General features: G+C 66.7%; 20 protein-coding genes, 1 tRNA gene and 1 pseudogene. 3 read left to right on the top strand and 19 right to left on the bottom strand.

Annotation, left to right across the window (positions count from 1 at the left end; all coding sequences use genetic code 11):
• Nucleotides 1-88: 88 nt before the first annotated feature.
• From ACPPVQ_RS11315 to polA, 17 genes and pseudogenes are all read right to left on the bottom strand, one after another.
• Nucleotides 89-715: a superoxide dismutase gene (locus tag ACPPVQ_RS11315; RefSeq protein ID WP_426515198.1), complete on the bottom strand. Its 627-nt coding sequence runs from the start codon at nt 713-715 to the stop codon at nt 89-91.
• A 136-nt stretch (nt 716-851) separates the two neighbouring features.
• The gene (whiA, locus tag ACPPVQ_RS11310; protein WP_426515197.1) at nt 852-1,832 is read right to left on the bottom strand and encodes a DNA-binding protein WhiA; all 981 of its coding nucleotides are present in this window, start codon (nt 1,830-1,832) and stop codon (nt 852-854) included.
• Nucleotides 1,833-1,917: 85 nt separating this feature from the next.
• Nucleotides 1,918-2,793, bottom strand: coding sequence for an RNase adapter RapZ (rapZ, locus tag ACPPVQ_RS11305; RefSeq protein ID WP_426515196.1), 876 nt, complete (start codon nt 2,791-2,793; stop codon nt 1,918-1,920).
• A gap of 37 nt (nt 2,794-2,830) precedes the next feature.
• On the bottom strand, nt 2,831-4,867 hold the full coding sequence (uvrC, locus tag ACPPVQ_RS11300) for an excinuclease ABC subunit UvrC (protein ID WP_426515195.1): 2,037 nt from the start codon (nt 4,865-4,867) through the stop codon (nt 2,831-2,833).
• 9 nt (nt 4,868-4,876) lie between these two features.
• Nucleotides 4,877-7,762: an excinuclease ABC subunit UvrA gene (gene uvrA / locus ACPPVQ_RS11295; protein WP_426515194.1), complete on the bottom strand. Its 2,886-nt coding sequence runs from the start codon at nt 7,760-7,762 to the stop codon at nt 4,877-4,879.
• A 193-nt stretch (nt 7,763-7,955) separates the two neighbouring features.
• Nucleotides 7,956-8,522 carry a hypothetical protein gene (locus ACPPVQ_RS11290; RefSeq protein ID WP_426515193.1) on the bottom strand — a complete coding sequence of 189 codons (567 nt, stop codon included), beginning with the start codon at nt 8,520-8,522 and terminating at the stop codon, nt 7,956-7,958.
• Nucleotides 8,519-9,859 (bottom strand): DUF58 domain-containing protein, encoded by a 1,341-nt coding sequence (locus ACPPVQ_RS11285; RefSeq protein WP_426515192.1) that lies wholly within the window; start codon nt 9,857-9,859, stop codon nt 8,519-8,521. The genes ACPPVQ_RS11290 and ACPPVQ_RS11285 overlap by 4 nt, the downstream gene beginning before the upstream one ends.
• Nucleotides 9,860-9,861: 2 nt before the next feature.
• A complete protein-coding gene (locus ACPPVQ_RS11280) occupies nt 9,862-10,881 on the bottom strand; it encodes an AAA family ATPase (protein WP_426515191.1) in 1,020 nt (339 codons plus the stop codon).
• A complete protein-coding gene (locus ACPPVQ_RS11275) occupies nt 10,878-11,417 on the bottom strand; it encodes a hypothetical protein (RefSeq protein ID WP_426515190.1) in 540 nt (179 codons plus the stop codon). The genes ACPPVQ_RS11280 and ACPPVQ_RS11275 overlap by 4 nt, the downstream gene beginning before the upstream one ends.
• Entirely contained in the window at nt 11,414-12,148 is a 735-nt protein-coding gene (locus tag ACPPVQ_RS11270; protein ID WP_426515189.1) for a DUF4129 domain-containing protein, read from the bottom strand. The genes ACPPVQ_RS11275 and ACPPVQ_RS11270 overlap by 4 nt, the downstream gene beginning before the upstream one ends.
• An 88-nt stretch (nt 12,149-12,236) precedes the next feature.
• Nucleotides 12,237-14,303, bottom strand: a complete 2,067-nt coding sequence (gene uvrB, locus ACPPVQ_RS11265; protein WP_426515188.1) for an excinuclease ABC subunit UvrB — start codon at nt 14,301-14,303, stop codon at nt 12,237-12,239.
• Between the two features lie 77 nt (nt 14,304-14,380).
• The gene (coaE, locus tag ACPPVQ_RS11260) at nt 14,381-14,980 is read right to left on the bottom strand and encodes a dephospho-CoA kinase (RefSeq protein ID WP_426515187.1); all 600 of its coding nucleotides are present in this window, start codon (nt 14,978-14,980) and stop codon (nt 14,381-14,383) included.
• A gap of 161 nt (nt 14,981-15,141) precedes the next feature.
• Nucleotides 15,142-16,598 (bottom strand): annotated as a pseudogene (gene rpsA, locus ACPPVQ_RS11255) (30S ribosomal protein S1).
• A gap of 108 nt (nt 16,599-16,706) precedes the next feature.
• Nucleotides 16,707-17,690, bottom strand: coding sequence for an epimerase (locus tag ACPPVQ_RS11250; RefSeq protein ID WP_426515186.1), 984 nt, complete (start codon nt 17,688-17,690; stop codon nt 16,707-16,709).
• A 3-nt stretch (nt 17,691-17,693) separates the two neighbouring features.
• Nucleotides 17,694-18,359: a DUF4166 domain-containing protein gene (locus tag ACPPVQ_RS11245; protein ID WP_426515185.1), complete on the bottom strand. Its 666-nt coding sequence runs from the start codon at nt 18,357-18,359 to the stop codon at nt 17,694-17,696.
• Between the two features lies 1 nt (nt 18,360).
• Nucleotides 18,361-20,034, bottom strand: coding sequence for a DUF885 domain-containing protein (locus ACPPVQ_RS11240; RefSeq protein ID WP_426515184.1), 1,674 nt, complete (start codon nt 20,032-20,034; stop codon nt 18,361-18,363).
• Between the two features lie 120 nt (nt 20,035-20,154).
• Nucleotides 20,155-22,821 (bottom strand): DNA polymerase I, encoded by a 2,667-nt coding sequence (gene polA, locus ACPPVQ_RS11235; protein WP_426515183.1) that lies wholly within the window; start codon nt 22,819-22,821, stop codon nt 20,155-20,157.
• Nucleotides 22,822-22,874: 53 nt separating this feature from the next.
• Between polA and ACPPVQ_RS11230 the strand changes: the two genes are divergently transcribed.
• A complete protein-coding gene (locus ACPPVQ_RS11230; protein WP_426515182.1) occupies nt 22,875-23,279 on the top strand; it encodes a hotdog fold thioesterase in 405 nt (134 codons plus the stop codon).
• Between the two features lie 17 nt (nt 23,280-23,296).
• Here ACPPVQ_RS11230 and ACPPVQ_RS11225 read toward each other — a convergent pair whose 3' ends face one another.
• A complete protein-coding gene (locus tag ACPPVQ_RS11225; protein WP_426515181.1) occupies nt 23,297-23,902 on the bottom strand; it encodes an ANTAR domain-containing response regulator in 606 nt (201 codons plus the stop codon).
• Between the two features lie 39 nt (nt 23,903-23,941).
• On the opposite strand from ACPPVQ_RS11225, the gene ACPPVQ_RS11220 reads away from it, so the two are divergent.
• Both ACPPVQ_RS11220 and ACPPVQ_RS11215 read left to right on the top strand, forming a co-directional pair.
• Nucleotides 23,942-24,024, top strand: a tRNA-Leu gene (locus ACPPVQ_RS11220).
• Nucleotides 24,025-24,403: 379 nt separating this feature from the next.
• Nucleotides 24,404-25,162, top strand: coding sequence for a hypothetical protein (locus tag ACPPVQ_RS11215; protein ID WP_426515180.1), 759 nt, complete (start codon nt 24,404-24,406; stop codon nt 25,160-25,162).
• 11 nt (nt 25,163-25,173) lie between these two features.
• On the opposite strand, the gene ACPPVQ_RS11210 is transcribed toward ACPPVQ_RS11215, so the two are convergent.
• Nucleotides 25,174-26,568, bottom strand: a complete 1,395-nt coding sequence (locus ACPPVQ_RS11210; protein ID WP_426515179.1) for a hypothetical protein — start codon at nt 26,566-26,568, stop codon at nt 25,174-25,176.
• Nucleotides 26,569-26,617: the final 49 nt, after the last annotated feature.

Genomic DNA, 26,617 nt, shown 5'->3' with positions numbered 1-26,617 from the left:
GTTACTGAGGGCGCCGTTGGGCGCAGGTATTAGGGATGGATGCGGACAGCGGCGTCCCGGGCGGTGACCACCCGGGACACCTTTCCCGCTACGACAGTAGCAGCAGCCCTGAGGTCTTTTCGCGCGCTGCCCGGAAGCGCCGATCCACATCAGCCCAGTTGGTGATGTTCCAGAAAGCCTTGACGTAGTCGGCCTTGACGTTCACGTAGTCGAGGTAGAACGCGTGTTCCCACATGTCGAGCAGCAGCAGCGGGATGGTCGCGGCGGCCAGGTTGCCCTGGTGGTCGTACAGCTGCTCGATGATGAGCTTCTGCCCGAGCGAGTCCCACGCAAGGATCGACCAGCCCGAGCCCTGGATACCGAGCGCGGATGCCGTGAAATGTGCACGGAACTTGTCGTACGAGCCGAAGAACTCGTCGATCGCCGCCCCTAGTTCGCCGGCCGGCTTGTCGCCGCCGTCGGGTGAGAGGTTGTTCCAGAACACCGTGTGGTTCACGTGGCCTGCGAGGTTGAACGCGAGGTCTTTCTGGAGCTTGTTCACATTGGTGAGGTCCTCGGCATCGCGTGCTTCAGCGAGCTTGGCGAGGGCGGTGTTGGCACCGTCGACGTATGCCTTGTGGTGTTTGTCGTGGTGCAGCTCCATGATCCGACCGCTGATGTTCGGCTCGAGTGCCGAATAGTCGTAAGGAAGGTCTGCGAGCGTGTAGTCAGCCATTACTCATCTCCTCATGTCGTTGCCGTCCGCGATCTGTTCGCGGCGGCTTGCGAGCGACTTTTCCAGTCTAGTGAGCAGGAGGCGTGGCAGAAGATGAACCTTTCACCCGTGAAAACGCTGGGCGATGGTGCGTCGGTCAGACCTCGTCGAGGTCGGGCGGCAGGTTGGCATCCGTGCCGGGGATGCCGAGGTCGACGGCTCGCTTGTCGGCCATCGCCAGGAGGCGGCGGATGCGGCCGGCGACGGCATCCTTCGTCATCGGCGGGTCGGCGTGGTGGCCCAGTTCGTCGAGGCTCGAGTCGCGGAAGTTGAGGCGCAGTTCGCCCGCGTAACGCAGGTGGTCCGGCACGTCGTCGCCGAGGATCTCGAGCGCGCGCTCGACGCGCGCGCACGCGGCGACGGCGGCCTGCGCTGAGCGACGCAGGTTGGCGTCGTCGAAGTTCACGAGACGGTTGGCGGTCGCGCGCACCTCGCGGCGCTGCCGGAGCTGTTCCCAGCTCTGAACGGTGCCGGTGGCGCCCATGTGGACGAGCATGGCGCTGATGGCGTCACCGTCGCGGATGACGACGCGGTGCACTCCACGCACCTCACGTGCCTTGGCTGCGATGCCGAGCCTTCCCGCCGCACCGACGAGTGCCATGGCGGATTCGTTGCCGGGACAGGTCACCTCGAGTGCGGCCGAACGGCCGGGATCGGTGAGCGAGCCATGGGCGAGGAATGCGCCGCGCCAGACAGCGGCGAGTTCCTCGCGCGAACCGGTCGTCAGGCGGTTGGGAAGGCCGCGGATGGGGCGGCGGCGCGCGTCGAGAAGTCCGGTTTGACGCGCCAGCGTCTCGCCGCCGTCGAGGACGCGCACGAGGTACTGGCTGGTGCGGCGAAGCCCCGATGCCGAGATGACGGATACTTCGCTGCGCACGCCGTAGAGCTCTGCGAGGTCTTTGCGCACGCGACGGGCCAGCTCAGGAGTGTCGAGCTCGCTTTCGACGGCGATGCGCCCCGAGATCAGGTGCAGGCCACCGGAGAACCGGAGGATGGTCGCGAGTTCGGCCGCACGGACCGTGGTCTTGCTGACCTCGACCTTCGAGAGTTCGTCTTTGACGTCGGCGGTGAGAGCCAATCGCTGTCCTATCTGTCGCGTCGATCGCTGGAGCGAACGAGTATGTCTGTGTGCCGGCCGTCAGGCCGAGCTTGTCGTGCCGGGTTCACTCACGGCCGAGGTCGCGATGTTTCGCACTCACGGCGACCCCCGGAAGGCTCTGCAGACGCATGACGAGCTCTTCGGCAATCGCCACGGAACGGTGCTTTCCCCCCGTGCAGCCTATCGCGATCGTGGCGTGCCGTTTGTTCTCACGCTGGTAGCCCGCGAGGACCGGCGTGAGCGCATCCACATATGCGTCGATGAATTCGCGCGCTCCCGGCTGCCCGAGAACGTAGTCGCGCACCTCCTCGTCCTTGCCGGTGAGCGACCTCAGTTCGGGGATCCAGAAGGGATTGGGCAGGAATCGTGCATCCGAGACGAGGTCGGCATCCGGCGGAAGACCGTACTTGAAACCGAAACTCATGACGGTGACCTGAACGCCTGCTGTGTCTTCGGCGGCAAAGGTCTCCGTGATGCTCGTCGCGAGCTGGTGGATGTTCAGGTCGGAAGTGTCGACGATCATGTCGGCAGACTCCCGGATCTCACGCAACCGGGTACGTTCGGCGATGATCCCGTCGAGGATGGTGCCACCTCCCTGCAGCGGGTGCGGCCGCCGGACGGCCTCGAAGCGTCGCACCAGCGCGGCATCGGTCGCCTCGAGGAAGAGGACCCTGACCTTCGTTCCGTCGCGCAGGCTCTGCACCATGTCTTGCAGGTCGGCGAAGAAGTTGCGGCCACGAACGTCGACGACCGCCGCGATCCGAGGGAGGGTCGACCCGGCCCGGCTGGCCAGTTCGATGAGCGGCCGAAGCATCTGCGGGGGAAGGTTGTCGACGACGTACCAGTCGAGATCCTCAAGGGCATTGGCCACAGTGGAACGGCCGGCGCCCGACATTCCGGTGACGATCAGCACTTCCTGCTGCTCGTTTTCGGTGGTCATGGCCGTCGCGCCTCCGATCGGTCGGTGTGCCCCCAGCCTATCTACTGCCAAGGCGATCATGGATGGCCCCAGCTAGGGAGGGTCCGATGCCTTTCACCCCCGCGATTTCGTCGGGGGTCGCCTTCTTCAGCTGGGCGACGGAGCCGAAATGCTTGAGGAGTTCTTTCACGCGTGAAGGTCCGAGTCCTGGAATCTCGCCGAGCACCGAGGTGATATCCCGCTTACGGCGCGAACGCTGGTAGGTGATCGCGAACCGGTGTGCTTCGTCGCGGATGCGCTGGATGAGGAAGAGCGCGTCGCTGTTGCGCGGCAGGATGACGGGAAAGTCGGAATCGGGGAGCCAGATCTCTTCCAGGCGCTTCGCGATGCCGGCGAGCTGGATGCCCTGGACGCCCGACTCGTCGAGGGCGCGAGCCGCGGCGGCGACCTGCGGCTGCCCGCCGTCGACGATGAGGAGGTTCGGCGGATACGAGAACCGTGCGCGGCGCTTCTCCGCGGCGGCGGCGAGTTCGTCGTCGAGCGTATCCGATGCTGGTGGCTCTTCTCCCGGAGCGGTGTCGCCCAGTGCGTTGGCGTCCAGCTCATCGATGACCACGTCACCGTCGCTCGGCGTGCCGTCCAGTGTGCCGTCGCCCTCGGTCGAGTCGGAAGCCCCGGGCCGGAGGTAGGCAAGACGCCTGGTGATGACCTGGTAGATCGATTCGGTGTCATCGGTCGACTCGGGAATGCTGAAGCGGCGGTACTGGTCTTTGCGGGGCAGCCCGTCTTCGAAGACCACCATCGACGCGACGATGTTCGTGCCGCTGAGGTGCGAGACGTCGTAGCACTCCATGCGCAGCGGGGCCTCGTCCATGCCGAGCGCATTCCGGATGTCGCCGAGGGCTTTGGAGCGCGCGACGAAGTCCGAGCTGCGCCGTGTCTTGTAGAGCACCAGCGCGTTCTTCGCGTTCATCTCGACGGTCTGCGCGAGCGCGGCTTTGTCGCCGCGCTGGGCGACCCGCAGTCCGACCCTGCCGGTGAGCGCACCGCGCGATGCCGCGGGGTCGCCGTTCTCCTGCCTGCGTGCGGTCAGCCAGAGTTCGAGTTCGGCGGCGTCTTCGGGGAGCTCAGGCAGGAGGATCTCACGCGGGGGCGCGGAGTCGCCCTCGTAGGCGTTCTGAAGGACGATCTCGACGAGTTCGCCGAGATCGACGTCGAGTTCTTTGTCGACGACCCAGCTGCGCACACCGCGGATCCGCCCGCCGCGCACAATGAACTGCTGCACCGCGGCGGCCAGTTCGTCGTGTGCGATGCCGAAGATGTCGGCATCGACGTTCTCGGGCAGGACGATCGCCGACTTCGACATCGCGGCCTCGAGGGCCTGGATGGCGTCCCTGTGCCGCGCGGCGGACTCATAGTCCTGGGTGCCGGCAGCCGCCTTCATCTTCTCGGTGAGGGCGCGGATATACCGCGAGTCGTTGCCGGCCATGAAGGACACGAAGTCTTCCGCGATCGCGCGGTGTTCGTCTTTGGTCACGCGGCCCACGCACGGGGCCGCGCACTTTCCGATGTCGCCCAGCAGGCATGGCCGCCCGGTCAGCTCCGCCCGCCGGTACACGCCGTCGGAGCAGCTCCGCATGGGGAACGCCTTGAGCATCAGATCGACGGTGTCGCGGATCGCCCAGACCTTCGTGTACGGGCCGAAGTAGCGGGCATCCTTGACATTGCGATTGCGGGTGACCGTGACTCTCGGCACCTCTTCGCCGAGCGTCACAGAGAGATACGGGTAGGTCTTGTCGTCGCGGAACTGCACGTTGAACGGCGGGTTGAACTCTTTGATCCAGGTGTACTCGAGCTGGAGCGCCTCGAACTCAGTCGCGACGACCGTCCATTCGACGGATGCCGCCGTCGTCACCATCTTTCGGGTGCGGTCGTGGAGGTTGTGGAGAGGCGCGAAGTAGTTGCTCAGGCGCGCGCGCAGGTTCTTCGCTTTGCCGACATAGAGAACGCGTCGGTGCGCATCCCGAAACCGGTACACCCCGGGTTGCGTCGGAATCTCGCCGGCCTTGGGCCGGTAACTGACGGTGTCGGCCACGCCGGTATCCTACGCAGCGCCCTTGGCGCGCTCGGTCGCCGGAAGGATCTCTTTCAGGAACACTCCGGTGTGGCTGCCGGGGGTCTCTGCAACCTGTTCCGGCGTGCCGGTCGCGATCACGCGTCCGCCTCCGGCTCCGCCCTCGGGCCCGAGGTCGATGACCCAGTCGGCGGACTTGATCACGTCGAGGTTGTGCTCGATCACGATTACGGTGTTTCCCTTGTCGAGCAGGCCGTTGAGTACGAGCAGGAGCTTGCGCACGTCTTCGAAGTGAAGGCCAGTGGTCGGCTCGTCGAGCACGTACACGCTGCGGCCGTTCGACCGCCGCTGGAGTTCGGTCGCCAGCTTGACGCGCTGCGCCTCACCGCCGGAGAGCGTCGTCGCGCTCTGCCCGAGTCGCACGTAGCCCAGACCGACATCGACGAGCGTCTGCAGGTAACGGTGGATCGCAGAGATCGGCCGGAAGAATTCGGCGGCCTCCGTGATCGGCATGTCGAGAACTTCCGCGATGTTCTTGCCCTTGTAGTGCACCGAGAGGGTGTCACGGTTGTACCGCGCTCCCCCGCAGACCTCGCAGGACACGTAGACGTCTGGCAGGAAGTTCATCTCGATCTTGATCGTTCCGTCACCCGAACACGCCTCGCAGCGACCGCCCTTCACGTTGAACGAGAACCTGCCCGGCAGGTAGCCGCGCGCTTTCGCTTCGAGCGTCTCGGAGAAGAGCGTGCGGATGCGGTCGAACACGCCCGTGTAGGTCGCAGGGTTCGATCGCGGGGTGCGTCCGATCGGCGCCTGGTCGACGTGGATGACCTTGTCGAGGTTGTCGAGCCCGGTGACCTTCCCGTGCTTGCCCGGAAGTTTGCGTGCACCGTTGAGCCGGTTTGCCAGCACCCGGTACAGGATGTCGTTCACGAGGGACGACTTGCCCGAACCGCTCACGCCGGTCACAGCGATAAAGGTGCCGAGCGGGAAGTCGACCGTGACCTTCTTGAGGTTGTTCGCTTCAGCTCCCACCACCGTGATCATGCGATCGGGGTCGACGGGTCGCCGAATCGACGGAGTCTCGATCTCCCGGCGGCCGGCCAGGTAATCCCCGGTCAGCGAGCGGGTGTTCGCCAGGAGCTCGTCGTAGGATCCGGAGTGGATGACGTGGCCACCATTGACACCCGCCCCCGGTCCGATGTCGACGATCCAGTCCGCCGTACGGATGGTGTCTTCGTCGTGCTCGACGACGATCAGGGTGTTGCCGAGATCACGCAGGGCGACGAGCGTCTCGATGAGCCTGCGGTTGTCGCGCTGGTGCAGTCCGATGCTCGGCTCGTCGAGCACGTACAGCACGCCGGTGAGACCGGACCCGATCTGGGTTGCCAGCCGGATGCGCTGCGCCTCGCCGCCGGAGAGGGTCGCTGCAGCGCGCGACAGGTTCAGGTAGTTGAGCCCGACCTGGATGAGGAAGTCGAGGCGCACCTTGATCTCGCGAAGCACCTGTGCGGCGATCGCGGTCTCCCGGTCGGTGAGATGGAGCTTGTCCATGAATCCGCGGGCGTCTGTGAGGCTCAGCTCCGATGCGTCGGCGATGCTCGCGCCGTGGATCAGCACGGCGAGCACTTCAGGCTTGAGCCTCTTTCCGTTGCACACCGGGCAGGGCACCTCTCGGAGGTACTCGGCCCACCGGGCGCGCTGCGTGTCGGTGTCCGCCTGGATGTATTGGCGCTCGATGTACGGGACGACGCCTTCGAACCCGGAGGTGTAGCTCATTTCACGGCCGTAGCGGTTCTTCCACCTGACCTTCACTTCGAAGTTCTCCCCGCGCATCACCGCATTGCGGACCTCTTCGCTCAGGTCGCGCCACGGCGTGTTCAGGGAGAAGCCGAGGTCGCGCGCGAGACCGTCGAGCAGTTTCTCGTAGTAGTTGAAGAGCCCCTTGCCCTGGGTCGTCCACGGGACGATGACGCCCTCGGCGATGCTCAGGTCGTCGTCGGCGAGGAGGAGGGATTCGTCGACCGACATGCGGGTTCCGAGTCCGGAGCATTCGGGGCAGGCACCGAACGGCGCGTTGAACGAGAACGTGCGGGGCTCGATCTCGGTGAGCTGGATCGGGTGGTTGTTGGGACAGGACAGCTTCTCGCTGAACGACCGCCACGCCGCCGGTCCCTCGAGGTCGACGAAGTTGACCTGGACGAGCCCGTCGGTGAGCCGGAGCGCCGTCTCAAGAGAGTCGGTCAGCCGGCTGAGGATGTCGGGACCGGCGACCAGCCGGTCGACCACGACCGAGATGTCGTGCTTGTACTGCTTCTTGAGCGTCGGGGGCTCGCTGAGCTGGATCTGGTTCCCGTCGACCAGGGCACGCGAGTACCCGCCAGCGGCCAGCTCCTTGAAGAGGTCGACGAACTCGCCCTTCTTCTGCGAGACGACGGGGCTGACGATCTGGTATCGGGTTCCGGGCTCGAGCTCCATGAGCTGGTCGGCGATCTGCTGCACGGTCTGGCGCTGGATGGGCTCACCGCAGACCGGGCAGTGCGGCACGCCGATGCGCGCCCACAGCAGCCGCATGTAGTCGTAGATCTCGGTGATGGTACCCACCGTCGACCGGGGGTTTCGGTTCGTGGACTTCTGGTCGATGGAGACCGCAGGGCTGAGCCCTTCGATGAAGTCGACATCGGGACGGTCGACCTGACCCAGGAACTGCCGGGCGTAGGCCGAGAGCGATTCGACGTAGCGTCGCTGGCCTTCGGCGAAGATCGTGTCGAAGGCCAGGGATGACTTGCCCGAGCCCGACAGGCCCGTGAAGACGACGAGTGAGTCCCTCGGGATCTCGAGGTCGACATTGTGCAGGTTGTGCACTCGTGCGCCCCGCACGCTGAGGTGGGATCCGGTCACCTGTTTGATACTCACTCGATCAATTCTCCGCTATTCGTTGAACGGGTCGGCCCACGTTCGCTCTCGGCGGCAACCGCCCGGGTCTGCGGCGCCCCCGCCACGGTGTTCGGCTACGTGGCTTCGAACATATCTTCGATTGTAGCGCTCCCCCGGGCGCTGCGCGTCCTGTACGCGGCGAGTCTAAATCACGCCTCTGACATCCATACCCTCAGGGTCGCCGTTCGCGCAGCAGAGGGGCGAGGAGCACGAGCGCGAGGGCGCCGAGCGCGCCGGCGGCGACCACGGCGATCGCCGGAAGGGCGCCTCGCGGCGTCGTCGCCGATGCCAGCCACAGGGTGGCGACGATGAGGAGCTGTGTCGGCACCTGGATCGCGACGAAGCGCGCTGCAGTGGGCGCGAGTGCCCGCAACTGGACGCGGGAGCGTGCGGGCGCCACCAGCATCCAGGAGGCGATCAGGTGCGCGGCATGCACCCCGGCGACGAGCACGTACGGGTGCCAGTCCAGCGGGTCCGGATGGCGCGTCAGGACCGTTCCGGCGAGCACCACGAGCATGACCCAGGCCGTCATCCACCGCGGCACGACGACCGCGGTGGCCGCCAGGACGACGACGACTCCGCTCCAGAAGGCCGAGGTCCCTTCGACGATCCCGAGGGTCGCTCCGAGCACGAAGAACACACCACGCACAACCCACCCGGGAACGAAGGCGCCGATCGCGGCTATCCCGTGCGAAGGGCGTTCCAGATCGGGTCCGGGAACACTCTCGGGCCGGCTCATCGCACACCCCTCGGGCGGCTGAGGATCTTGAGGACGGCTTCACGATCCGGCTCGTCGGCGGAGCGCTGCCAGCGCACGACGTCGATGCCCGCCGCGCGCAGCCGGTGCAGTCGCTCGTCGCGCTCCATCATGACGATGCGGAATGCGACGAGTTCGCGCCGGACGAGTCCGGCGGTCACCGGCGATGGCAGTGAGTCGACTCCGATGACACGGTGCCCTGAGGCGCGCCACAGGAGGGCGAGGTGCGCGGCTTCGTCGTCGAGGAAGGTCGAGAAGACGATGATCTCAGCTCCGGGAACCACCTGCGGCGCACGTACTCGGTCGGACGCGTACCCTGACGGCGTCGTGCGTGCGATCGCGTCGAGCACACGATAGAGGTGACGCGCCCCTCCGCCGGGCCTGAGGGCCCGGGTCTGGGTCGCCAGGTCGTGGAACCCAACGCGGTCCCCCGCCCGGATGTAGCCCGCCGTCAGCGAACTCGCACCCTCACGGGCGAGGTCGAGCGAGCTGACGCCGCTGTTGCGTGGAGCGCCGCTGCTCCATTCTGCAACCCCGTCGGTCACGTCGTCCCTGCTGTCGAGGACGATCAGGATGGCCGCATCCGACGTCGCGGTGGTGCGGCGCACGTAGAGTTCGCCCGGCGCCTGCGCGCGCCGGGCCGTGGCACGCCAGTCGATTCGCCGCAGCCTGTCCCCGCTCGTGAACCGGTCGATGTCCCGGAATTCGCCGCCGTCGCCGCGCCGAGACGAGCTGTGCGGTCCTGTCAGCCCGGTCAGGCGTTCCGGCAACGGCAGGCTGCGGGGGGCGATGTATGGCGGTTCTACAACACGCTCCGCGAAGAGCGGGAGGGTCGGGTCTGACAGGAACGACGCATCCGCCCCGATGAGACGGTAGCGGGTCTCGATGAAGCGTTGCGGGCCGGAATGCAGGACCGGGATGCTCCCGCTGAGCGCAGCCGCCGTGTCCGGAGCGACGACGTAGTCGCGTTCCGGCGCGCCGAGGGTCCTCAGGCGAGCGTGCACGGCGTCGATGCCCGGCCCGGCCGTGATGGCGACCGTGTAGTCGAGGTGCGTCCGGTCCCTTCCGCGCTCTGTCGTGGAGGTGTATGTGGAAAGCGTGCGGGTGGACGGGCGCCGGTCCCAGGCGAGTGCAGCGGAAATGGCGAGCGGAAGACCGACGAGGGCGAGTTCGACGTTTGAGACCGCCAGGGCCATCCCGAGGCAGAGGAGTGCGACGACGACCGCGGCCGTTACCGCAGCGCTCATCGACCAGCCGTGGCTGGACGTCGTCGCCGCGCGCTCTGCTGCGACGTCGGGTGCCGCGCCGCCCTGGTCCATGGTCAGTCCGCCGCCGGTCCGGATGCCCTTGTGCCGACGACAGGAGGCCCCGCGACGGTATTGACGAGCTCGCTCACGATCTGGGTGGCCTGCACTCCCCCGGTCCAGGCCTGGACGGTCAGGGAGAGCCGGTGTGCGAGCACGGGCACCGCGACCGCCTTCACATCGTCGGGGATCACGAAGTCGCGCCCGTCCATCACGGCCTTGGCACGCGCCACCAGGAGCAGGCTCTGCGAACCACGAGGTGATGCGCCGACCTGCACGGAACGGTGTCGCCGCGTCGCTGCGGCAAGGGCCACGCAGTATGCAGCGATGTCCGGGTCGACGTCGACGTGTTCTACGCCCGCCTGCATCGCGCGCAGGGTGTCTGCGCTCACGACGGGTTCGATCGGCGCGCGCTCCTGGTGCCGCGCGATGCGGGCGAGGAGGACCCGGCTCTCGCCTTCGGTGTCGGGGTAGCCCACGGCGAGACGCACCATGAACCGGTCGAGCTGGGCCTCCGGGAGGGCGTAGGTGCCTTCGTATTCGATGGGGTTGGAGGTGGCGATCACATGGAAGGGAACCGGTAGCTGGAAGCTGCGGCCCTCGACCGTGACCTGCCCTTCCGCCATCGCTTCGAGGAGCGCTGACTGTGTCTTGGGCGAGGTGCGGTTGATCTCGTCGGCGAGGAAGAGTCCGGTGAATACGGGACCGGGGCGGAAGACGAAGTCGGCGTCTGCGGGCGCGTAGACGAACGATCCGGTGATGTCGGCCGGCAGGAGGTCCGGAGTGCACTGCAAACGCCGGAACTCGAGCCCGATCGCCGTCGCCAGGCTGCGCGCGGCCAGGGTCTTGCCGAGGCCGGGCACGTCTTCGAACAGTACGTGCCCGCCGGCGAGGATGGTCGCGAGGGCCAGTTCGAGCGGCTCGCGCATGCCCACGACGACGGTCGACACGCGGTCGAGGATCGATTCGGCGAGTGTCGCCACCTCCCGTACGGGGAGAGGCTGCGGCAGATCGGTCGTTGCGGGGTCAGCGATCATCGAGGCTCCTCTGGCACGGGTTCGGACTCTGCAGGTTTCAGGTCGAGCTTCTGCAGGGCGTCGAGCGTGGCCTCCACCTCCGCGAGGTGCGGCAGTGCGCGCTCGCCGGGACGGATCGTGTTCCAGGCTGCCGCTCCCAGCAACCGCTCGCTCGCCGCAGCATCGGAGGCTTCGTCGAGGTCGAGCTCGTGGCGCGCGAGAACGGTCCTGGCCAGGTCGCGCAGCCGGCGATGCGCGGAGGCTGCGACCGCGCCCGATCGCGAATGGAGGGACCAGGAGAGGTGGCTCACGTCGCGGCGGATGCCCGTCTCAGCGGGCCCGCGCTCCCGCGCCCAGTCGGCGGGCCGATGCTCGGGCACTGCGCCGAGGACTGCGGCCACCACGGAGACAACCAGACCGAGCGCGATCGCGTGGGCGACGTCCATGCCGAAATACCAGGCGATCACCCCGACGGCGGCGCCCATCGCGACGCACAAGGCCAACCGTCCACGCAGGGGCGGCCGAAGGAGCAGACTGCGCGGTGCCCTCTCACTCATGAAGAACCCCCTTCGACACCAAGCGGCCGGCCGGCATCGGGTGCGGCGCCCCACGACGCGGCGAGCCGCTCGAGCGATTGGCGTGCCAATGCGATATCGCTGACGGTTACCGGGGTGTCCCCGAATCGCACGCGGAGATAGAGGGTGAGAAGCGTTCGCGCAGCCTCGTCGTCGGCGTGAACCCGCGCGAGCACGCGCTGGGTGAACTCCGCCGGCGTCTCCGCCGCCCGCCGTTGGACCCCGGATTCCTCCGCTGCCTCCTGAAGGCCCAGCCAGGCGCGCTCGATCGCGTCACGCGGAGTCCGGTCTTCGCCGAGCGTCGTCAATGCGCGGTCGAAGCCGCGCTGGAGCGCGGGGGCGGCGGGGGCGGATGGCGGCTCCGGCTCCGAAGCGGGCCCGGCGTCGAGCAGGCGTGCACTGTCGAGCGGCCTTCCGAGCGCCTCCCTGCGGCGGAGCATCCGGCCGAGCAGCAGACCAGCGAGAACGATGAGCGCAGCGATTGCGAGCCAGAGCAGCGGCGTGCCGTCGATGACGAACGGCGTCGGGAGGGAACTGTGATTCGTGCCCGAGTCGGCCGTGTGCGGGGGCTGGGGCTGCGGAGAGACGGTGGGCTGTGACCAGTCGGGCACCCAGCGGATGCCCGAGAACGTCGCGGGGCCCTGAAACAGGATGCCGCCGATGAGGGTGATTCCCAGCACCACGCACAGAGCGAGCACGGTTCGCTGTTTCATCTGCGTCGCCTCACTCGCCTCGATCGCCGGTCGTGCTCCCCGACGCGGCTGCGGTGCCCATTCGTTCACCGTACCGCCGCAGCGCGAATCAACCCAGATGTCCGGCTTTCTCCATCTGGCGCAGGTCGTGTTTGAGGTCGGAGAGCTCGTCACGCAGCCGGGCCGCGAGCTCGAACTTGAGTTCGCCCGCGGCCTGGAGCATCTGCTCGTTGAGGTCGGCGATCAGCGATTCGAGTTCGTTCGCGCCGGCGGCAGCGATTCCTTCGCGGCGCAGGTTGGGAACGGGGCTCTTTCTGCGCTGTTCGCGGCCGGCCAGCATGGCCGCGGTGTCGGCCTCTTCGCGGGCGAGCACGTCGGTGATGTCTGCGATGCGCTTGCGGAGCGGCGTCGGATCGATGCCGTTGGCGGTGTTGTACTCCACCTGGCGCTCTCTGCGGCGGGTGGTCTCTTCGATCGCCTGCTTCATCGAATCGGTCAGGACATCCGCGTACATGTGCACCTGGCCGGACACGTTGCGTGCCGCGCGGCCGATCGTCTGGATGAGCGACGTGGAAGACCGCAGAAAGCCTTCTTTGTCGGCGTCGAGGATCGCGACGAGCGAGACCTCGGGCAGGTCGAGGCCTTCACGCAGCAGGTTGATGCCGACGAGCACGTCGTAGACACCCGCCCGCAGTTCGGTCAGGAGCTCGACACGTCGGAGGGTGTCGACATCAGAATGCAGGTAGCGCACGCGCACGCCGGCCTCAGCAAGGAAGTCGGTGAGTTCTTCTGCCATCTTCTTCGTCAGGGTCGTCACCAGCACGCGCTCATTGCGCTCGGCCCGCAGGCGGATCTCCTCGAGGAGGTCGTCGATCTGACCCTTCGTCGGCTTCACGACGATCTCGGGATCGATGAGTCCGGTGGGGCGGATGATCTGTTCGACGACACCGTCGGCGATCCCCATCTCGTACCGGCCGGGCGTTGCCGAGAGGTAGACCGTCTGGCCGACGCGTTCCTTGAACTCGTTCCACTTCAACGGACGGTTGTCGAGCGCGCTCGGGAGACGGAAGCCGTGCTCGACCAGCGTTCTCTTGCGCGAGGAGTCGCCCTCGTACATCGCTCCGATCTGTGGCACCGTCACGTGCGACTCATCGATGACGACGAGGAAGTCGTCGGGGAAATAGTCGAGGAGGCAGTTGGGCGCCTCGCCGGGCCGGCGTCCATCGATGTGACGCGAGTAGTTCTCGATGCCGGAGCAGAAACCGATCTGCTCCATCATCTCGATGTCGAAGCTGGTACGCATGCGGAGCCGCTGGGCTTCGAGCAGCTTGCCTTCGCGTTCGAGTTCCACGAGCCGGTCGTGGAGTTCGGTCTGGATGGTGCCGATAGCCCGTTGCATTGTCGCCGGGCTCGCGGCATAGTGGGTCGCCGGGAAGATGGAGACGGCATCCATTCGATTGATGATGTCGCCGGTCAGAGGATGCAACGCGTAGAGGGCTTCGATCTCGTCGCCGAAGAGCTCGATGCGTACGGCGTGCTCTTCGTAGACCGGGATGATCTCGATCGTGTCGCCCCGCACCCGGAACTTGCCGCGAGAGAAGTCGACGTCATTGCGCTCGTACTGCATGCCGACGAGCTTGCGGATCAGCGCATCTCGCCCGACGTTGTCGCCGACCTGCAGTGCTGCCATGGCCCCGAGGTACTCCTCTGCAGCGCCGAGGCCGTAGATGCACGAGACGGTCGAGACGACGATGACATCGCGTCGGCTGAGCAGCGAGTTGGTGGTCGAGTGGCGCAGTCGCTCCACCTCGGCGTTGATCGAGGAGTCTTTCTCGATGAAGGTGTCGGTCTGGGGCACGTACGCCTCAGGCTGGTAGTAGTCGTAATACGAGACGAAGTATTCGACCGCGTTGTTCGGCAGGAGCTCCCGGAACTCGTTGGCGAGCTGGGCGGCGAGAGTCTTGTTGTGCGCAAGGACGAGAGTCGGGCGCTGCACCGCCTCGATCAGCCACGCCGTCGTCGCGGACTTGCCCGTGCCGGTGGCGCCGAGGAGCACCACGTCGGTCTCGCCGGCGTTGATGCGCGCGGTCAGCTCGGCGATGGCCTGGGGCTGGTCGCCGCTCGGCGTGTACTCGCTGATGACCTCGAAGGGGCGCACGGCGCGAGTCGTTTCCATGACTTCAGTCTAAGGAGCGCCGCCGACATCGCACCGGGTGTGCGCTCTCGGCGAAAGTGCCATTCCCCGCATCCGCGTCAGCTCCTGGTCAGCCGCTCCCACAGCGCGTCGGCCTGCTCGAGAGTGTGTTCGAGGCTGCCATCGGTGTCGATGACCACATCGGCGACGGCGAGGCGTTCGCCGTCGGACGCCTGGGAGCGGATGCGGCGGGCCGCCTCGTTCTCATCCATCCCGCGCAGCTCGACGAGACGGCGGATGCGCGTCTCGGCGTCCGCGTGGGCGACGACGATGACGTCGAACGGATAGGCGTTGGCCGACTCGACGAGCAAGGGCACGTCGTAGACGACCACGGCATCCGGATCGGCGCGACGCGCCTCCTCGAAACGCTCGGTCGACCGCTGGAGAACTGCAGGATGGGTGATGGCGTTGAGTCGGAGCCGGGACGATTCGTCGCTGAACACGATCGCGCCGAGCGCAGCACGGTTCAGGCTGCCGTCGGGGTTCAGCACGGCGTCGCCGAACGTTTCCGCGATCTGCGCGAGCCCAGGGGTGCCGGGCTCGACGACCTCGCGGGCGATCTGGTCGGCGTCCACCGCGACGGCTCCGTGTTCCGCCAGGCGCCGGGCCACGGTCGATTTGCCTGACGCGATCCCGCCGGTGAGTCCAATCAGCTGCACCACTCCATGCTAGGGCTCCGACCCGGGCCGACCGTGACACCTGCGGTCGAGGGTGCCTTGCGCGCCGCGCAGACTCGGCCGCACCGTGCAGGCTCGGCGTCCGGCCCGAACGCCGAAACGGCCGGGCCCCGAAGGGTCCGGCCGTTCCAGTCAGGCAGTGCTTAGTTGTTGCTCGAGAGCTTCTCGCGCAGAGCAGCAAGCGACTCGTCGTCGGCGAGCGTACCGACCGAGGAGGACTCGGTCGAGAACGTGGAACCGCCGGCAGCGGCAGCGCCTTCGACAGCGGCCTCTTCAAGACCCTTGGCGACCTGCTTCTTGTGGGCCTCCCAGCGAGCCTGGGCTGCAGCGTACTCCTGCTCCCACTTCTCGCGCTGGGCCTCGAAGCCTTCGCGCCATTCGTTCGTCTCGGGGTCGAAGCCCTCCGGGTACTTGTAGTTGCCCTGGTCGTCGTACTCCGTGAGCATGCCGTAGAGCGCCGGGTCGAACTCGGTGCCCTCGGGGTCGACGCCCTCGTTCGCCTGCTTCAGCGAGAGGGAGATGCGGCGACGCTCGAGGTCGATGTCGATGACCTTGACGAACACCTCGTCGCCGACCGACACGACCTGCTCAGCGAGCTCGACGTGCTTGCCGGACAGCTCCGAGATGTGCACGAGGCCCTCGATGCCGTCTGCGACGCGCACGAACGCACCGAATGGAACGAGCTTGGTGACCTTGCCCGGTGCGACCTGGCCGATGGCGTGGGTGCGGGCGAAAACCTGCCACGGGTCTTCCTGGGTCGCCTTGAGCGACAGCGAGACGCGCTCGCGGTCCAGGTCGACCTCGAGGATCTCGACGGTGACTTCCTGGCCGACCTCGACGACCTCGGAGGCGTGCTCGATGTGCTTCCACGAGAGCTCCGAGACGTGCACGAGACCGTCGACGCCGCCGAGGTCGACGAACGCACCGAAGTTGACGATCGACGAGACGACGCCCTTGCGGACCTGGCCCTTCTGGAGGTTGTTCAGGAAGGTCGTGCGGCTCTCGGACTGCGTCTGCTCGAGCAGGGCACGGCGCGACAGGACCACGTTGTTGCGGTTCTTGTCGAGCTCGAGGATCTTCGCCTCGATCTCCTGGCCGAGGTACGGCGTGAGGTCGCGCACGCGGCGGAGCTCGATGAGCGAAGCCGGGAGGAAGCCACGGAGGCCGATGTCGACGATGAGTCCGCCCTTGACGACCTCGATGACGGTACCGGTGACGACTCCGTCGGCATCCTTGATCTTCTCGACGTCGCCCCACGCGCGCTCGTACTGAGCACGCTTCTTGGACGGGGTAGAACAAGCACCTCTTTGTCCTCCTTCTGGAGAACGAGCGCCTCGACGGTGTCGCCGACCTGGACGACTTCGCTCGGGTCCACGTCGTGCTTGATGGAAAGTTCGCGGGAGGGGATGACACCCTCGGTCTTGTAGCCGACGTCGAGGAGAACCTCGTCGCGGTCGATCTTGACGACGGTACCCTCGATGAGGTCTCCGTCGTTGAAGAACTTCAGCGTCTTTTCGACCGCGGCGAGAAAGTCTTCAGCAGATCCGATGTCATTGACGGCGACCTGCTTCGGCGCCTTGTCGGTCGTTGCGATTGTCATGTAGTAAGTGCTCCAGTATGGACATAGTTCAGGCCGCTCGCGAGGTGGTGCATTATGTGATTCCGCGAATGGCAGGCGGATAGGACGTCACAAAGGTGACGCTCCAGCTTAGCTGGCTGCGACGGTCTCCGGCAACCTGCGCGAACCGGTGAGCTCGCGGAGCGCCGGCTCCAGGTCGGGGTAGGCGAACACGAAGCCGGCATCCGTCAACCGCTCAGGGACGACCCAGCGGCTCTTCAGCACGAGTTCGGTCTCGGTACGGATGGCGGCGGAGCCGAGTTCCAGCATCCATCGGAACGCCGGCAGGCCCCCGCGTATTCCGAGTACGCGGCGCAGGGTCGCCATGAACGTCCGGTTGTCGGTGGGATGGGGGGCCGCCGCGTTCACGACGCCGTCGAGGTCGGTGCGAGCCTGAAGGAAACGGATGATGCCGTACACGTCGCGGATGTGGATCCAGCTGAACTTCTGCCGGCCGCCGCGGGCGCGGAACTCGTGGAACGTCCCAGCGGCGCGTCGTGCGCGGGTCGCGAACCAACGGCCGTCGAGCTGGGGACCGCCCAGGCCGAACCGGGCGAGACGCACCAGAGGAAGGAGCGCGCTCCCGTCGCCGAGCACGATCGCCATGCGGAGAGCGATCCGGCGGGTGTTCGGGGCAACAGCCGAGAAGAACGCCTCCTCCCAGGCCGTGGCCACGCCCACCGAGAACCCGCTGCCGAGCTCGCCGTCCGACTCGGTCATCGGGCGATCCTCGGCGTGACGATAGATCGTGGCGGTGGAGGCGTTCACCCACAGGGCCGGCGCGTTCTCGCATGCGGCCACCGCATCCGCCAGCTCCCGCGTCGTCTCGACACGTGACCGAAGGATCTCGGCCCGGTTCGCCGGACCGTACCGGCAGTTCACGCTCTTGCCCGCGAGGTTCACGAGCAGGTCCGCACCCTCGAGGAGGTCGGTGATGGCCGCTGTACTCCTCCATGCGGCGTCGGGGCCCGAGCGGCCGATGAGGGTCACGTGCGCTCCGTCGGCGCGGAACGCATCCGCCAGATACCGGCCGATGAAGCCGGACGCACCAGCAATGACGATGCGTTCGGTCACGCCTCACTCCCCTTCGCCCGCAGGCTCCCCCCGCCGGATCTCGTAGACGAACGAGCCTGCGTACTGGTAGATCGTACCGATGAACGGTGCCCGGACGGTGAGCGAGACACGCTGCGAGTCGAGGGCGTCGTCGTAGCTCTCGGTGAGCTCGACGACCGGCGCGATGAGGCGCGGGAACGGGATGCGGAGAGAGCCGGCGAGATACGTCACGCGTGTCGACCGGAGACGCAGCGCACCCGCGACGACGGCGGCCTCCAGCTGGGCGTCGAGCCTGGGCGGGGAACCGAGGCGGTCGCGCAGTCGGGGGCCGGAGCCAGGGCCGGGGCCGTCGGCGGAGATCACGTCGCGCATGTGCCTGCTGCCACGGCGAAGCACGAAGAACCGGTCGGCCGTCACCGCGTGAGGCGTTCCGGCCGGGCGATTGACCACCGTGAACGACACGTCGTGCTCCCAGACCGGGAAGACGACGCCGGCACGCGAGAGCAGTGCCAGGGCGGGCCACAGCCACCGGCGGGGCGTCCCGACCGTGTCGAAGACGCCCCGCCCGAAGCCGTGGTGGTCGGCCGGGATGGCGCTGAAATACGCCTGCAAGCGAGGGTGCAGGCCGGCGAGGTCATCGCCGAGAACCGCCTGGTACGGCGACCCGTCCTGGTCGTGCCCGGCCGTCACCTCAGTCCAGCAGAGCGGATTTGAGCGTGTCGAGGCCGACGCCGCCGATGTCGAGCGCCTTCTTGTGGAACGCCTTGATGTCGAATGCGTCGCCTTCACGGCGGGCGTACTCGTCGCGGAGCTGCTCCCAGATGCGCTGGCCGATCTTGTACGACGGAGCCTGGCCCGGCCAGCCGAGGTAGCGGTTCACTTCGAAGCGCACGAAGCCTTCATTCATGTTGACGTTGTCGCCAAGGAACGTGAAAGCGTAATCGCCGGTCCAGGGGCCGGATCCGTCGGGCAGCTGCTTCTCGAGGTGCACGCCGATGTCGAGCACGACGCGGGCTGCGCGCATCCGCTGCCCGTCGAGCATCCCGAGACGGTCGGCCGGGTCGTCCAGGTAGCCGAGCTGTTCCATGAGCCGTTCGGCGTAGAGCGCCCAGCCTTCGGCGTGCCCTGACGTTCCGGCGTTGCGGCGCCAGGTGTTCAGCTGGGCCTTGTTGTACACGGCCTGTGCGATCTGCAGGTGGTGTCCGGGAACACCCTCGTGGTAGACGGTCGTGAGTTCGCGCCAGGTGTCGAACTCGGTGACGCCCTCCGGCACGCTCCACCACATGCGGCCGGCACGGGCGAAGTCGTCGGTCGGCGGGGTGTAGTAGATGCCACCTTCCTGCGTCGGCGCGATCATGCATTCGAGGCGGCGGATCTCGGTCGGGATATCGAAATGCGACCGCCCGAGCTCCTCGATCGCGCGGTCGCTGGTCTGCTGCATCCACTTCTGGAGCGCGTCCGTTCCGTGCAGCTTGCGGCTGGGGTCCTGGTCGAGAAAGGCGATCGCTTCGTGAACCGAAGCTCCCGGCTTGATCTCTCGGGCGATGGACTCCTGCTCGGCGACCATGCGCGCGAGCTCCTCGATGCCCCACTCATACGTTTCGTCGAGGTCGACGGTCGCGCCGAGGAAGTAGCGCGAGGCGAGTGCGTAATGTTCGCGGCCGACGGCGTCCTTCTCGGGGGCGTGCTGTGCGAGTTCGTCGGTGAGGAAGGCCTGCAGCTTTCCGTAGGCTTCCGCGGATGCGCGAGCGCCCTCGGCCAGGTCGGCGGTGAGGGATGCAGGCAGTTCGCCTTGTGCGGGCCTGGCGCCCTGCGTGAACTCGAAGAAGAATCCGCTGGCCGCGGTCTGCTTGCCGACCTGCGCGGCGACTTCGCGGACCTGGCGAATGGCAGCGACGTTGCCGCTCGCGATGCCGCTGCGCAGTGTCTCGATGTAGCCGTCCATCGCCGCGGGAAGGTTGCCCAGGCGCTTGGCGATGTTCGCCCAGTCCTGTTCGCTGTCGGTCGGAACCAGATCGAAGATCTCGCGCAGGCCTTGCGCCGGCGATGCGATGACGTTGAGATCGCGCTGGTCGAAGCCTGCGTCGCGTTTCTCGATGTCGAGTTCGAGTTCGCGCGCAAGGTCCATTTTGGTGACGCGGTCGATGTCGTCGACGGGTTCGGCTGACCGGATGGCAGCGAGCGTACGTTTGGCGGCCTCAGCGGCCCTCTCGGAGCCCGCGGGCGAGTAGTCGGCGTATTCGCCTTCGCGGCCGGGTCGGCCGAGGTAGACGTGGTACTCGGGGAACAATTCCAGCTGGGTGTCGACCCACTCTTCAGCGATCGTGTCGATGGGAGTGGGAGTTCGCTTCTCTGCGTTCGTCATACTCCGACCCTATAAGCAGGGTGAGCCGGGCACAGGGAAAAGCATCCCAATCGCGTCTACAGAGGTGTCTTTTCCTGTGCTCGACGGGCGCTGTGCGGGACGCGCGGCGGGGCGCGGCGATCAGTGCGCCGCGTCGTCCCAGTTGGCACCGCGGCCGACCTGGACGTCGAGCGGGACCCTAAGTTCGGCGGCGGTCGCCATGCGGTTGCGCACGATGGCTTCGAGCGCGTCCCACTCCCCTGGCGCGACTTCGAAGATCAGTTCGTCGTGCACCTGCAGGAGCATGCGCGAGTTGAGACGCTGGTCGATGAGATCGGCGGCGATGTTGAGCATCGCGATCTTGAGGATGTCGGCGGCGGATCCCTGGATGGGTGCGTTGAGCGCAGCTCGCTCGGCGTTGTCGCGAAGGACACGGTTGGTGCTCGTGAGGTCTGCGAAGGGCCTGCGTCGACCGAAGATCGTCTCGGTGTAGCCGTCGACACGTGCCTGTTCGACGACATTGCGCAGGTAGTCGCGTACGGCCCCGAACCGTGTGAAGTAGTCGACCATGAGCTGCCGCGCCTCTGCCGTCTCGATGCGCAGCTGTTTGGACAGCCCGAACGCGCTCAGGCCGTAGGCGAGCCCATACGACATCGCTTTGACCTTCGTGCGCATGGCGGGCGTCACTTCGGCCGGGGTGACGCCGAAGATGCGTGCGCCGACGAAACGATGGAGGTCTTCCCCGGACTGGAAGGCCTCGATGAGGCCGGCGTCTTCGGAGAGGTGCGCCATGATGCGCATCTCGATCTGCGAGTAGTCCGCGGTGAGCAGGGCCTCGAAGCCTTCACCGTGTTCGAACGCCGAGCGGATCTCGCGTCCTTCTTCGGTGCGAACGGGGATGTTCTGGAGGTTCGGATCGTTCGACGAGATGCGCCCGGTCGTTGTGCCGGTCTGGTCGTAGGTGGTGTGGATGCGCCCATCCGATTCGACGCCACGCTCGAGCGTCTCGATGATCTGGCGCAGCTTTGAGGCGTCGCGGTGCTGCAGCAGCAGCCCGAGGAATGGATGCGGGTTCTGCTCCTGCAAATCGGCCAGCGACGCCGCGTCGGTCGAGTAGCCGGTCTTCGTGGACCGCGTCTTGGGCATCTGCAATTCGTCGAAAAGGACCTGCTGGAGCTGCTTGGGCGAACCGAGGTTCACTTCGTGGCCGATTTCGGCGTAGGCGCGTGCGGCGTAGTCGTTGGACTTGTCGGTGAGTTCGCCGCGCAGGCGCGCGAGTACGTCGGCGTTCACCGTGACTCCGGTGAGTTCCATCTCGGCCAGTACCGCGACAAGGGGCAGTTCGATCTCGTCGAGCACCCGGCGGGAGCCTTCGTCGATCGCGATGGATTGCGCCGCTGCGATGCGCAGCACGTACCAGGCCTCGGTGGCAGCACTCACCGGCTCGGTGAGCGGCACGAGCTGGTTGGGGTCGGACTGCGGAAGCGATTCACCCAGCACGTCGTAGACCTGGTCGGCGAGCGTCTGCGGTCCTCCGCCCGGTTTGAGCAGCCAGCCGGCGAGGCGCGTATCGAACGCGAGCCCGTCGACGACGAAGCCGGCCCGGCTCAGCGCCTTGAATTGCGGCTTCGCATGGAAGAAGTATTTCGGTGCGCTGCCGGCGAGCCATTCTTCGAGTGCTGTGTAGTCGGGCCGACCCGCGACCCACGGGACGTAAACGGTGTCGTCGGAGGTCGCGAGGCCGAATCCGGTGATGCCGAGGTGGCCGCGTTCGACCTGGACTCCGACCGGCTTGCCGTCTGCGGATGCGCGGGACAGCCAGAGCGCGAGCTCCTCATCGAGCATGGTGCGTACGGCAGGGATCGAGGTCGCGCCGGTGCTCACTCCGTCGACTACCGAGCCTTCGAGCTGCCCTTCCGCCGCAGCGGTCTTCAGGAGCCGCTCGAGCAGCGTCTTGAACTGGAGCCTCCCGAAGATGTCACGGACGGCCTGCTCATTGATCGGGCGGCGTTCGAGATCGCCGGGCTCGACAGGAAGGTCGAGATCGTCGACGAGCTTGTTGAGGCGACGGTTGCGGAGGGCGTTGTCTTTCTGCTCGCGAAGCTTCTCGCCGACCACACCCTTGATCTCGTCGGCATGGGCGACGATCTCTTCGACCGTTCCGTATTGCTGGACCCATTTGACGGCGGTCTTCTCCCCGACCTTGTCGATACCGATCAGGTTGTCGCTCGACTCGCCGACGAGGGCGGCGATCTCGGGATACTGCGCAGGCTCGATACCGTACTTCTCGCGCACGGCGGCGGGGTCGTACACCTTGAGCTCGGAGACTCCGCGGACGTTCGGGTAGAGCAGCGTCACGTCGTCGTTGACGAGCTGGATCGTATCGCGGTCACCCGACACCAGGAGCACCCGGTAGCCATCGGCCACGCCTTTCGCGGCGAGGGTGGCGAGGATGTCGTCCGCCTCGTAATCCTCTTTCGTCACCGTGGTGACGTTCATCGCGTGCAGCGCCTCTTCGAGGAGCGGGATCTGGCCGGCGAACTCCGGAGGAGTCTCGTTCCTGGTGCCCTTGTACTCCGGATACTCGCGGGTGCGGAACGAGTACCGCGACAGGTCGAACGCCACGGCGATGTGGGTCGGCTTGCGGTCGGCGAGCAGCACAATGAGCATCGAGATGAACCCGTGGATGGCGTTCGTGTGCTGGCCATCGCGATTGACGAAGCTGTCGACGGGGAGGGCGTAGAAGGCCCGGAATGCCAGCGAATGGCCGTCGATGACGAGGAGGGTAGGCTTTTCGGAGTCTGACACCAGGCCAGCCTACAAGGCGCCTGCGACACTCCTGACGACCGAGGAAAGGGCCCATGACGCTGGATCAGCTGGCATATGTGAAGGAGCGCGGACTCGGCGCCCTCGCCGAGAAGATGGGCATCGAGGTGCTGGAATTCACGATGGATCGTGCCGTCGCGCGCATGCCCGTCGAAGGCAACACGCAGCCCGCAGATCTGCTGCACGGAGGCGCCTACGTCGTGCTCGGCGAGTCCCTCGGATCGATGGCGGCCAACCTGTGGGCGGGCGCGGGTCGCCTCGCTGTGGGTATCGAGATCAACGCCACGCACACGCGCTCGGCGACCAGCGGATGGGTGACGGGCGTGTGCACGCCGATCCACCTGGGGCGCACCCTGACGACACACGAGATCGCGGTGACCGATGAGCAGGGACGGCGCTGTTCGACCATCCGCATCACGAACCTGATCAAGGACCTCTGAGCGGCCCCGAGCTTCGACTACTTCTTGGCGGCGAGCTGCTCGATGATCGCCTGGGCGACGTCGTGCATGGTGAGCCGACGGTCCATGGATGCCTTCTGGATCCAGCGGAAAGCCTCCGGCTCGCTGAGCCCCATCTTCTCGTTCAGCAGGCCCTTGGCGCGGTCGACGAGCTTGCGGGTCTCGAAGCGCTCGACCATGTCGGACACCTCAGCCTCGAGGGCGATGATCTGCGCGTAGCGCGCGAGTGCGATCTCGATCGCCGGGAGCAGGTCGTTCGGCGTGAACGGCTTGACCACATAGGCGAGCGCGCCCGCCTCGGTCGCTCGCTCGACGAGCTCCTTCTGGCTGAAGGCCGTCAGCAGCACGACGGGGGCGATGTGGCCCTTCGACAGCCGCTCGGCCGCCGAGATGCCGTCGAGCTGCGGCATCTTCACGTCCATGATGACTAGGTCGGGGCGCAGCTCGGTCGCAAGCGCCACGGCCGTCTCGCCGTCTCCGGCCTCCCCCACGACCTCGAAGCCGTTGTCCCGGAGGATCTCGACGATATCGAGGCGGATCAGAGACTCGTCCTCCGCGACGACGACGCGGCGTGGGACGATCGGGGCAGATTCTTGGTCAGTCACGAGCAAAAGCCTACGGTATCCTGAGTGGCGTTGTTGTGCGCCGGTGTGGCGGAATGGCAGACGCGGAGCACTCAAAATGCTTTGTCCGAGAGGGCGTGTGGGTTCGAGTCCCACCACCGGCACTTCATCAGCCGCGCGCGGTTCCCGTGTTCAGATCCGCGCGTGCAGGGAATATCGTTCGCCCGGCACCATCCGGCCCAGGACGTGACCTGTACTGCACACCCGCTCGGGCCCGGGTCGCTGTAGCTCAGTGTGGGCGCGAACGACCACGGCTCGGCGCCACTCGGGTGACGCGGCCTGGCATAAAAAACTTCTGACTGCGCGCGCTGACGAAGTGCCAGTATGGGGACGTCATCTGATGCCGAGCATGCGAGCAACAGGTGCGGGTCGCCCCAGTCGAAGCCGACCCGCTGTCACCGGTGTTCGCCGAATCCCGAATCGGGATCGTGACGCTTGCGAGCGCGACGACGCGCTCGCTTCGCGAATCGAAGGAGCATGACAATGCCGGATTTCAAGCTGGGCAAACTGCCCGCACGTGCGGGTGCCGTCTCGTTCGCCTTTTCGGCGTTCCTCGACGCGACGAAACTGCCCCCGGTGCCGCCGGTGTTCGGCCATCAGGGACTGTATGCCTCGCAGCCGATCGGGATGCTCGGAAACGACAAGTACGGAGACTGCGTCTGGGCCGGAGCCGCGCACGAGACGATGCTGTGGGGTGACGAGGCGAAGCACACGTTCTCGTTCACGGACCAGTCCGTGCTGTCCGACTACGCGAAGGTCACCGGGTTCAAGCCGAGCGACCCGAACAGCGACAAGGGCACGGACATGGCCGTTGCGGCCTCCTACCGGCGCAAGACCGGGGTCGTCGATTCGAACGGAAACCGGCACAAGGTCGCGGCGTACCTCGCGCTCCCCGTGGGCAACCTCGACGATGTGAAGCTGGCGTGCTACCTGTTCGGCGCCGTCGGGATCGGCATCAAGTTCCCTGCATCGGCGATGGACCAGTTCAACAAAGGGCAGCCGTGGTCCGTCGTGCCCGGCGCGAAGATCGAGGGCGGCCACTATGTGCCGCTGGTCGGGTTCGACGGGACGCATTTCCAGATCGTCACCTGGGGCAAGGTGCACCCGATGGATCCCGACTTCCTGTCGACCTATATGGACGAAGGCATCGCCTACCTGTCGAAGGAGATGCTCACCCAGGGCGTGTCACTGGAAGGGTTCGATCAGGCCGCCTTGCAGGCGGACCTCAAAGCGCTCGGCTGAGAAGCACGTGACTACGCGCCTGGAGGGTCGAGAACGCGGCAGGTCAGCCAGACATGCCAGCCGATGGTCTCGCTCAGGTGGAAGACATAGGTGGCCGGCAACCGTTCGCAGGCCTGTGCGGCGGTTGTCACTTGCGGTGACCACTGGGGCCCGGCTGAGCGTCGCGTGTCGTGGGGCACGAACTGCACGAGCAGCAGAGCTGCGACCACGGCCAGAGCCGCGCCTCCGGCGAGCACGCTGTGGTTGCCGAGAAGTGGGTCGCGGTCACCGGCGCGCCGCCTCGAGACCGCGACGGAGATTGCGAGCACGACGACCGCCGCGAGCATCATCGAGGGCACGACCCCGTAACGGACGAGCCAGACCTGCGCCAGCTCATCCCGGTCGAACCGCGCATAGTCGTAAAACGAATTGGGATTGCTGACGACATCGAGCGTGTAGAACGCGATCGACCCCACCACCAGGCCGGCTGCAGTGATGCGCTGCGCCCGAAGCCCGCGGACCATCACGTATGCGAGCGCCCCGGCGACGACCGCGAACACCGCCACCCCGACGAGTGGCCCCGTGCGCACGAGCACGGGTCCGATCGAGTTCTGCGGAGTCACGAGCGGCATCACCGCGTTGATGAGGTAGCCGTATGCGATCGAGAGCGCCTCGACCGGCGGATTCCCGGACTGCCCGCGCGGCCAGAACAGGGTGACGAACAACTGCATTGCGAGCCCTGCGCCGAGCCCGGCGAGCATCGGCCATCGCCGCCGGTTGCGCCAGTGGATGAGGGCGAGCGGAAGCAGGACCAGGCACTGGATCTCGGTGGCCGCCCCGAGGAGCGCGACGACGCCGAGCGCGATCGAGCCGGCGCGCGTGCGCGGGGTGTATAGCAGCATCCAGAACACCGTCCACAGGACGAGCGAGTGCACGTTGGCCGCGTTGCCGAGCACCTCGCGTGGGGCGAGCGGCGCGAGCACGGTCAGGCCGGCGATGAGCAATCGCCCGGGCAGCCACGGGACGACATCGCGGGTGCAGACGAAGACGACGGCCGCAAGGATGCCGGCGACCAGGCACGAGCCGGCAGTCACCGCATCCGCCCACTGCGACACCGGCACGAACGAGACGGTGAAGGCCGTGATGAGCCGAGGGATCGTGTGCAGGTACCCGGCGTACGGGATGGCGAGCGAGGCAAGCGGGCCGTGATTCACCGCATCCTGGATGAAGTTCCTGCCGTCTTCGGCCCACAGCGTGTTCCTCGCGACGGCGGGGATGCGCAGCCAGGCAGCGATCGCGGCGGCGACGGCGAACAGGGCGATGGCGATCAGGCCCGCGGATGCCGTGGAGCGCTCGACGATGACATCGCGAAGCTCCCGCAACCGGCCCGGCGCGGACCGGAGCCTGTCAACCGGCGGCGCTGTCATCGTTCGTCGATCCCCGTTCTTCAAGCACGCTCGTTCGGCGACGTCGGCA

Origin of the sequence: Leifsonia sp. McL0618, from assembly GCF_049994905.1 — a bacterium.
In the GTDB taxonomy this organism is placed as follows: domain Bacteria; phylum Actinomycetota; class Actinomycetes; order Actinomycetales; family Microbacteriaceae; genus Diaminobutyricibacter.
The sequence above is the reverse complement of the archived record's forward strand: the minus strand, read 5'-3'. Positions and strand labels throughout refer to the sequence as shown.

Bases quoted from the DNA above. Each gene is read 5' to 3' on its own strand.
- ACPPVQ_RS11315 (WP_426515198.1), bottom strand. From the start codon at position 715: ATGGCTGACTACACGCTCGCAGACCTTCCTTACGACTATTCGGCACTC.
- rapZ (WP_426515196.1), bottom strand. From the start codon at position 2,793: ATGACCACCGAAAACGAGCAGCAGGAAGTGCTGATCGTCACCGGAATG.
- ACPPVQ_RS11290 (WP_426515193.1), bottom strand. From the start codon at position 8,522: ATGAGCCGGCCCGAGAGTGTTCCCGGACCCGATCTGGAACGCCCTTCG.
- ACPPVQ_RS11285 (WP_426515192.1), bottom strand. From the start codon at position 9,859: ATGGACCAGGGCGGCGCGGCACCCGACGTCGCAGCAGAGCGCGCGGCG.
- ACPPVQ_RS11280 (WP_426515191.1), bottom strand. From the start codon at position 10,881: ATGATCGCTGACCCCGCAACGACCGATCTGCCGCAGCCTCTCCCCGTA.
- ACPPVQ_RS11275 (WP_426515190.1), bottom strand. From the start codon at position 11,417: ATGAGTGAGAGGGCACCGCGCAGTCTGCTCCTTCGGCCGCCCCTGCGT.
- ACPPVQ_RS11270 (WP_426515189.1), bottom strand. From the start codon at position 12,148: ATGAAACAGCGAACCGTGCTCGCTCTGTGCGTGGTGCTGGGAATCACC.
- uvrB (WP_426515188.1), bottom strand. From the start codon at position 14,303: ATGGAAACGACTCGCGCCGTGCGCCCCTTCGAGGTCATCAGCGAGTAC.
- ACPPVQ_RS11240 (WP_426515184.1), bottom strand. From the start codon at position 20,034: ATGACGAACGCAGAGAAGCGAACTCCCACTCCCATCGACACGATCGCT.
- ACPPVQ_RS11230 (WP_426515182.1), top strand. From the start codon at position 22,875: ATGACGCTGGATCAGCTGGCATATGTGAAGGAGCGCGGACTCGGCGCC.
- ACPPVQ_RS11215 (WP_426515180.1), top strand. From the start codon at position 24,404: ATGCCGGATTTCAAGCTGGGCAAACTGCCCGCACGTGCGGGTGCCGTC.
- ACPPVQ_RS11210 (WP_426515179.1), bottom strand. From the start codon at position 26,568: ATGACAGCGCCGCCGGTTGACAGGCTCCGGTCCGCGCCGGGCCGGTTG.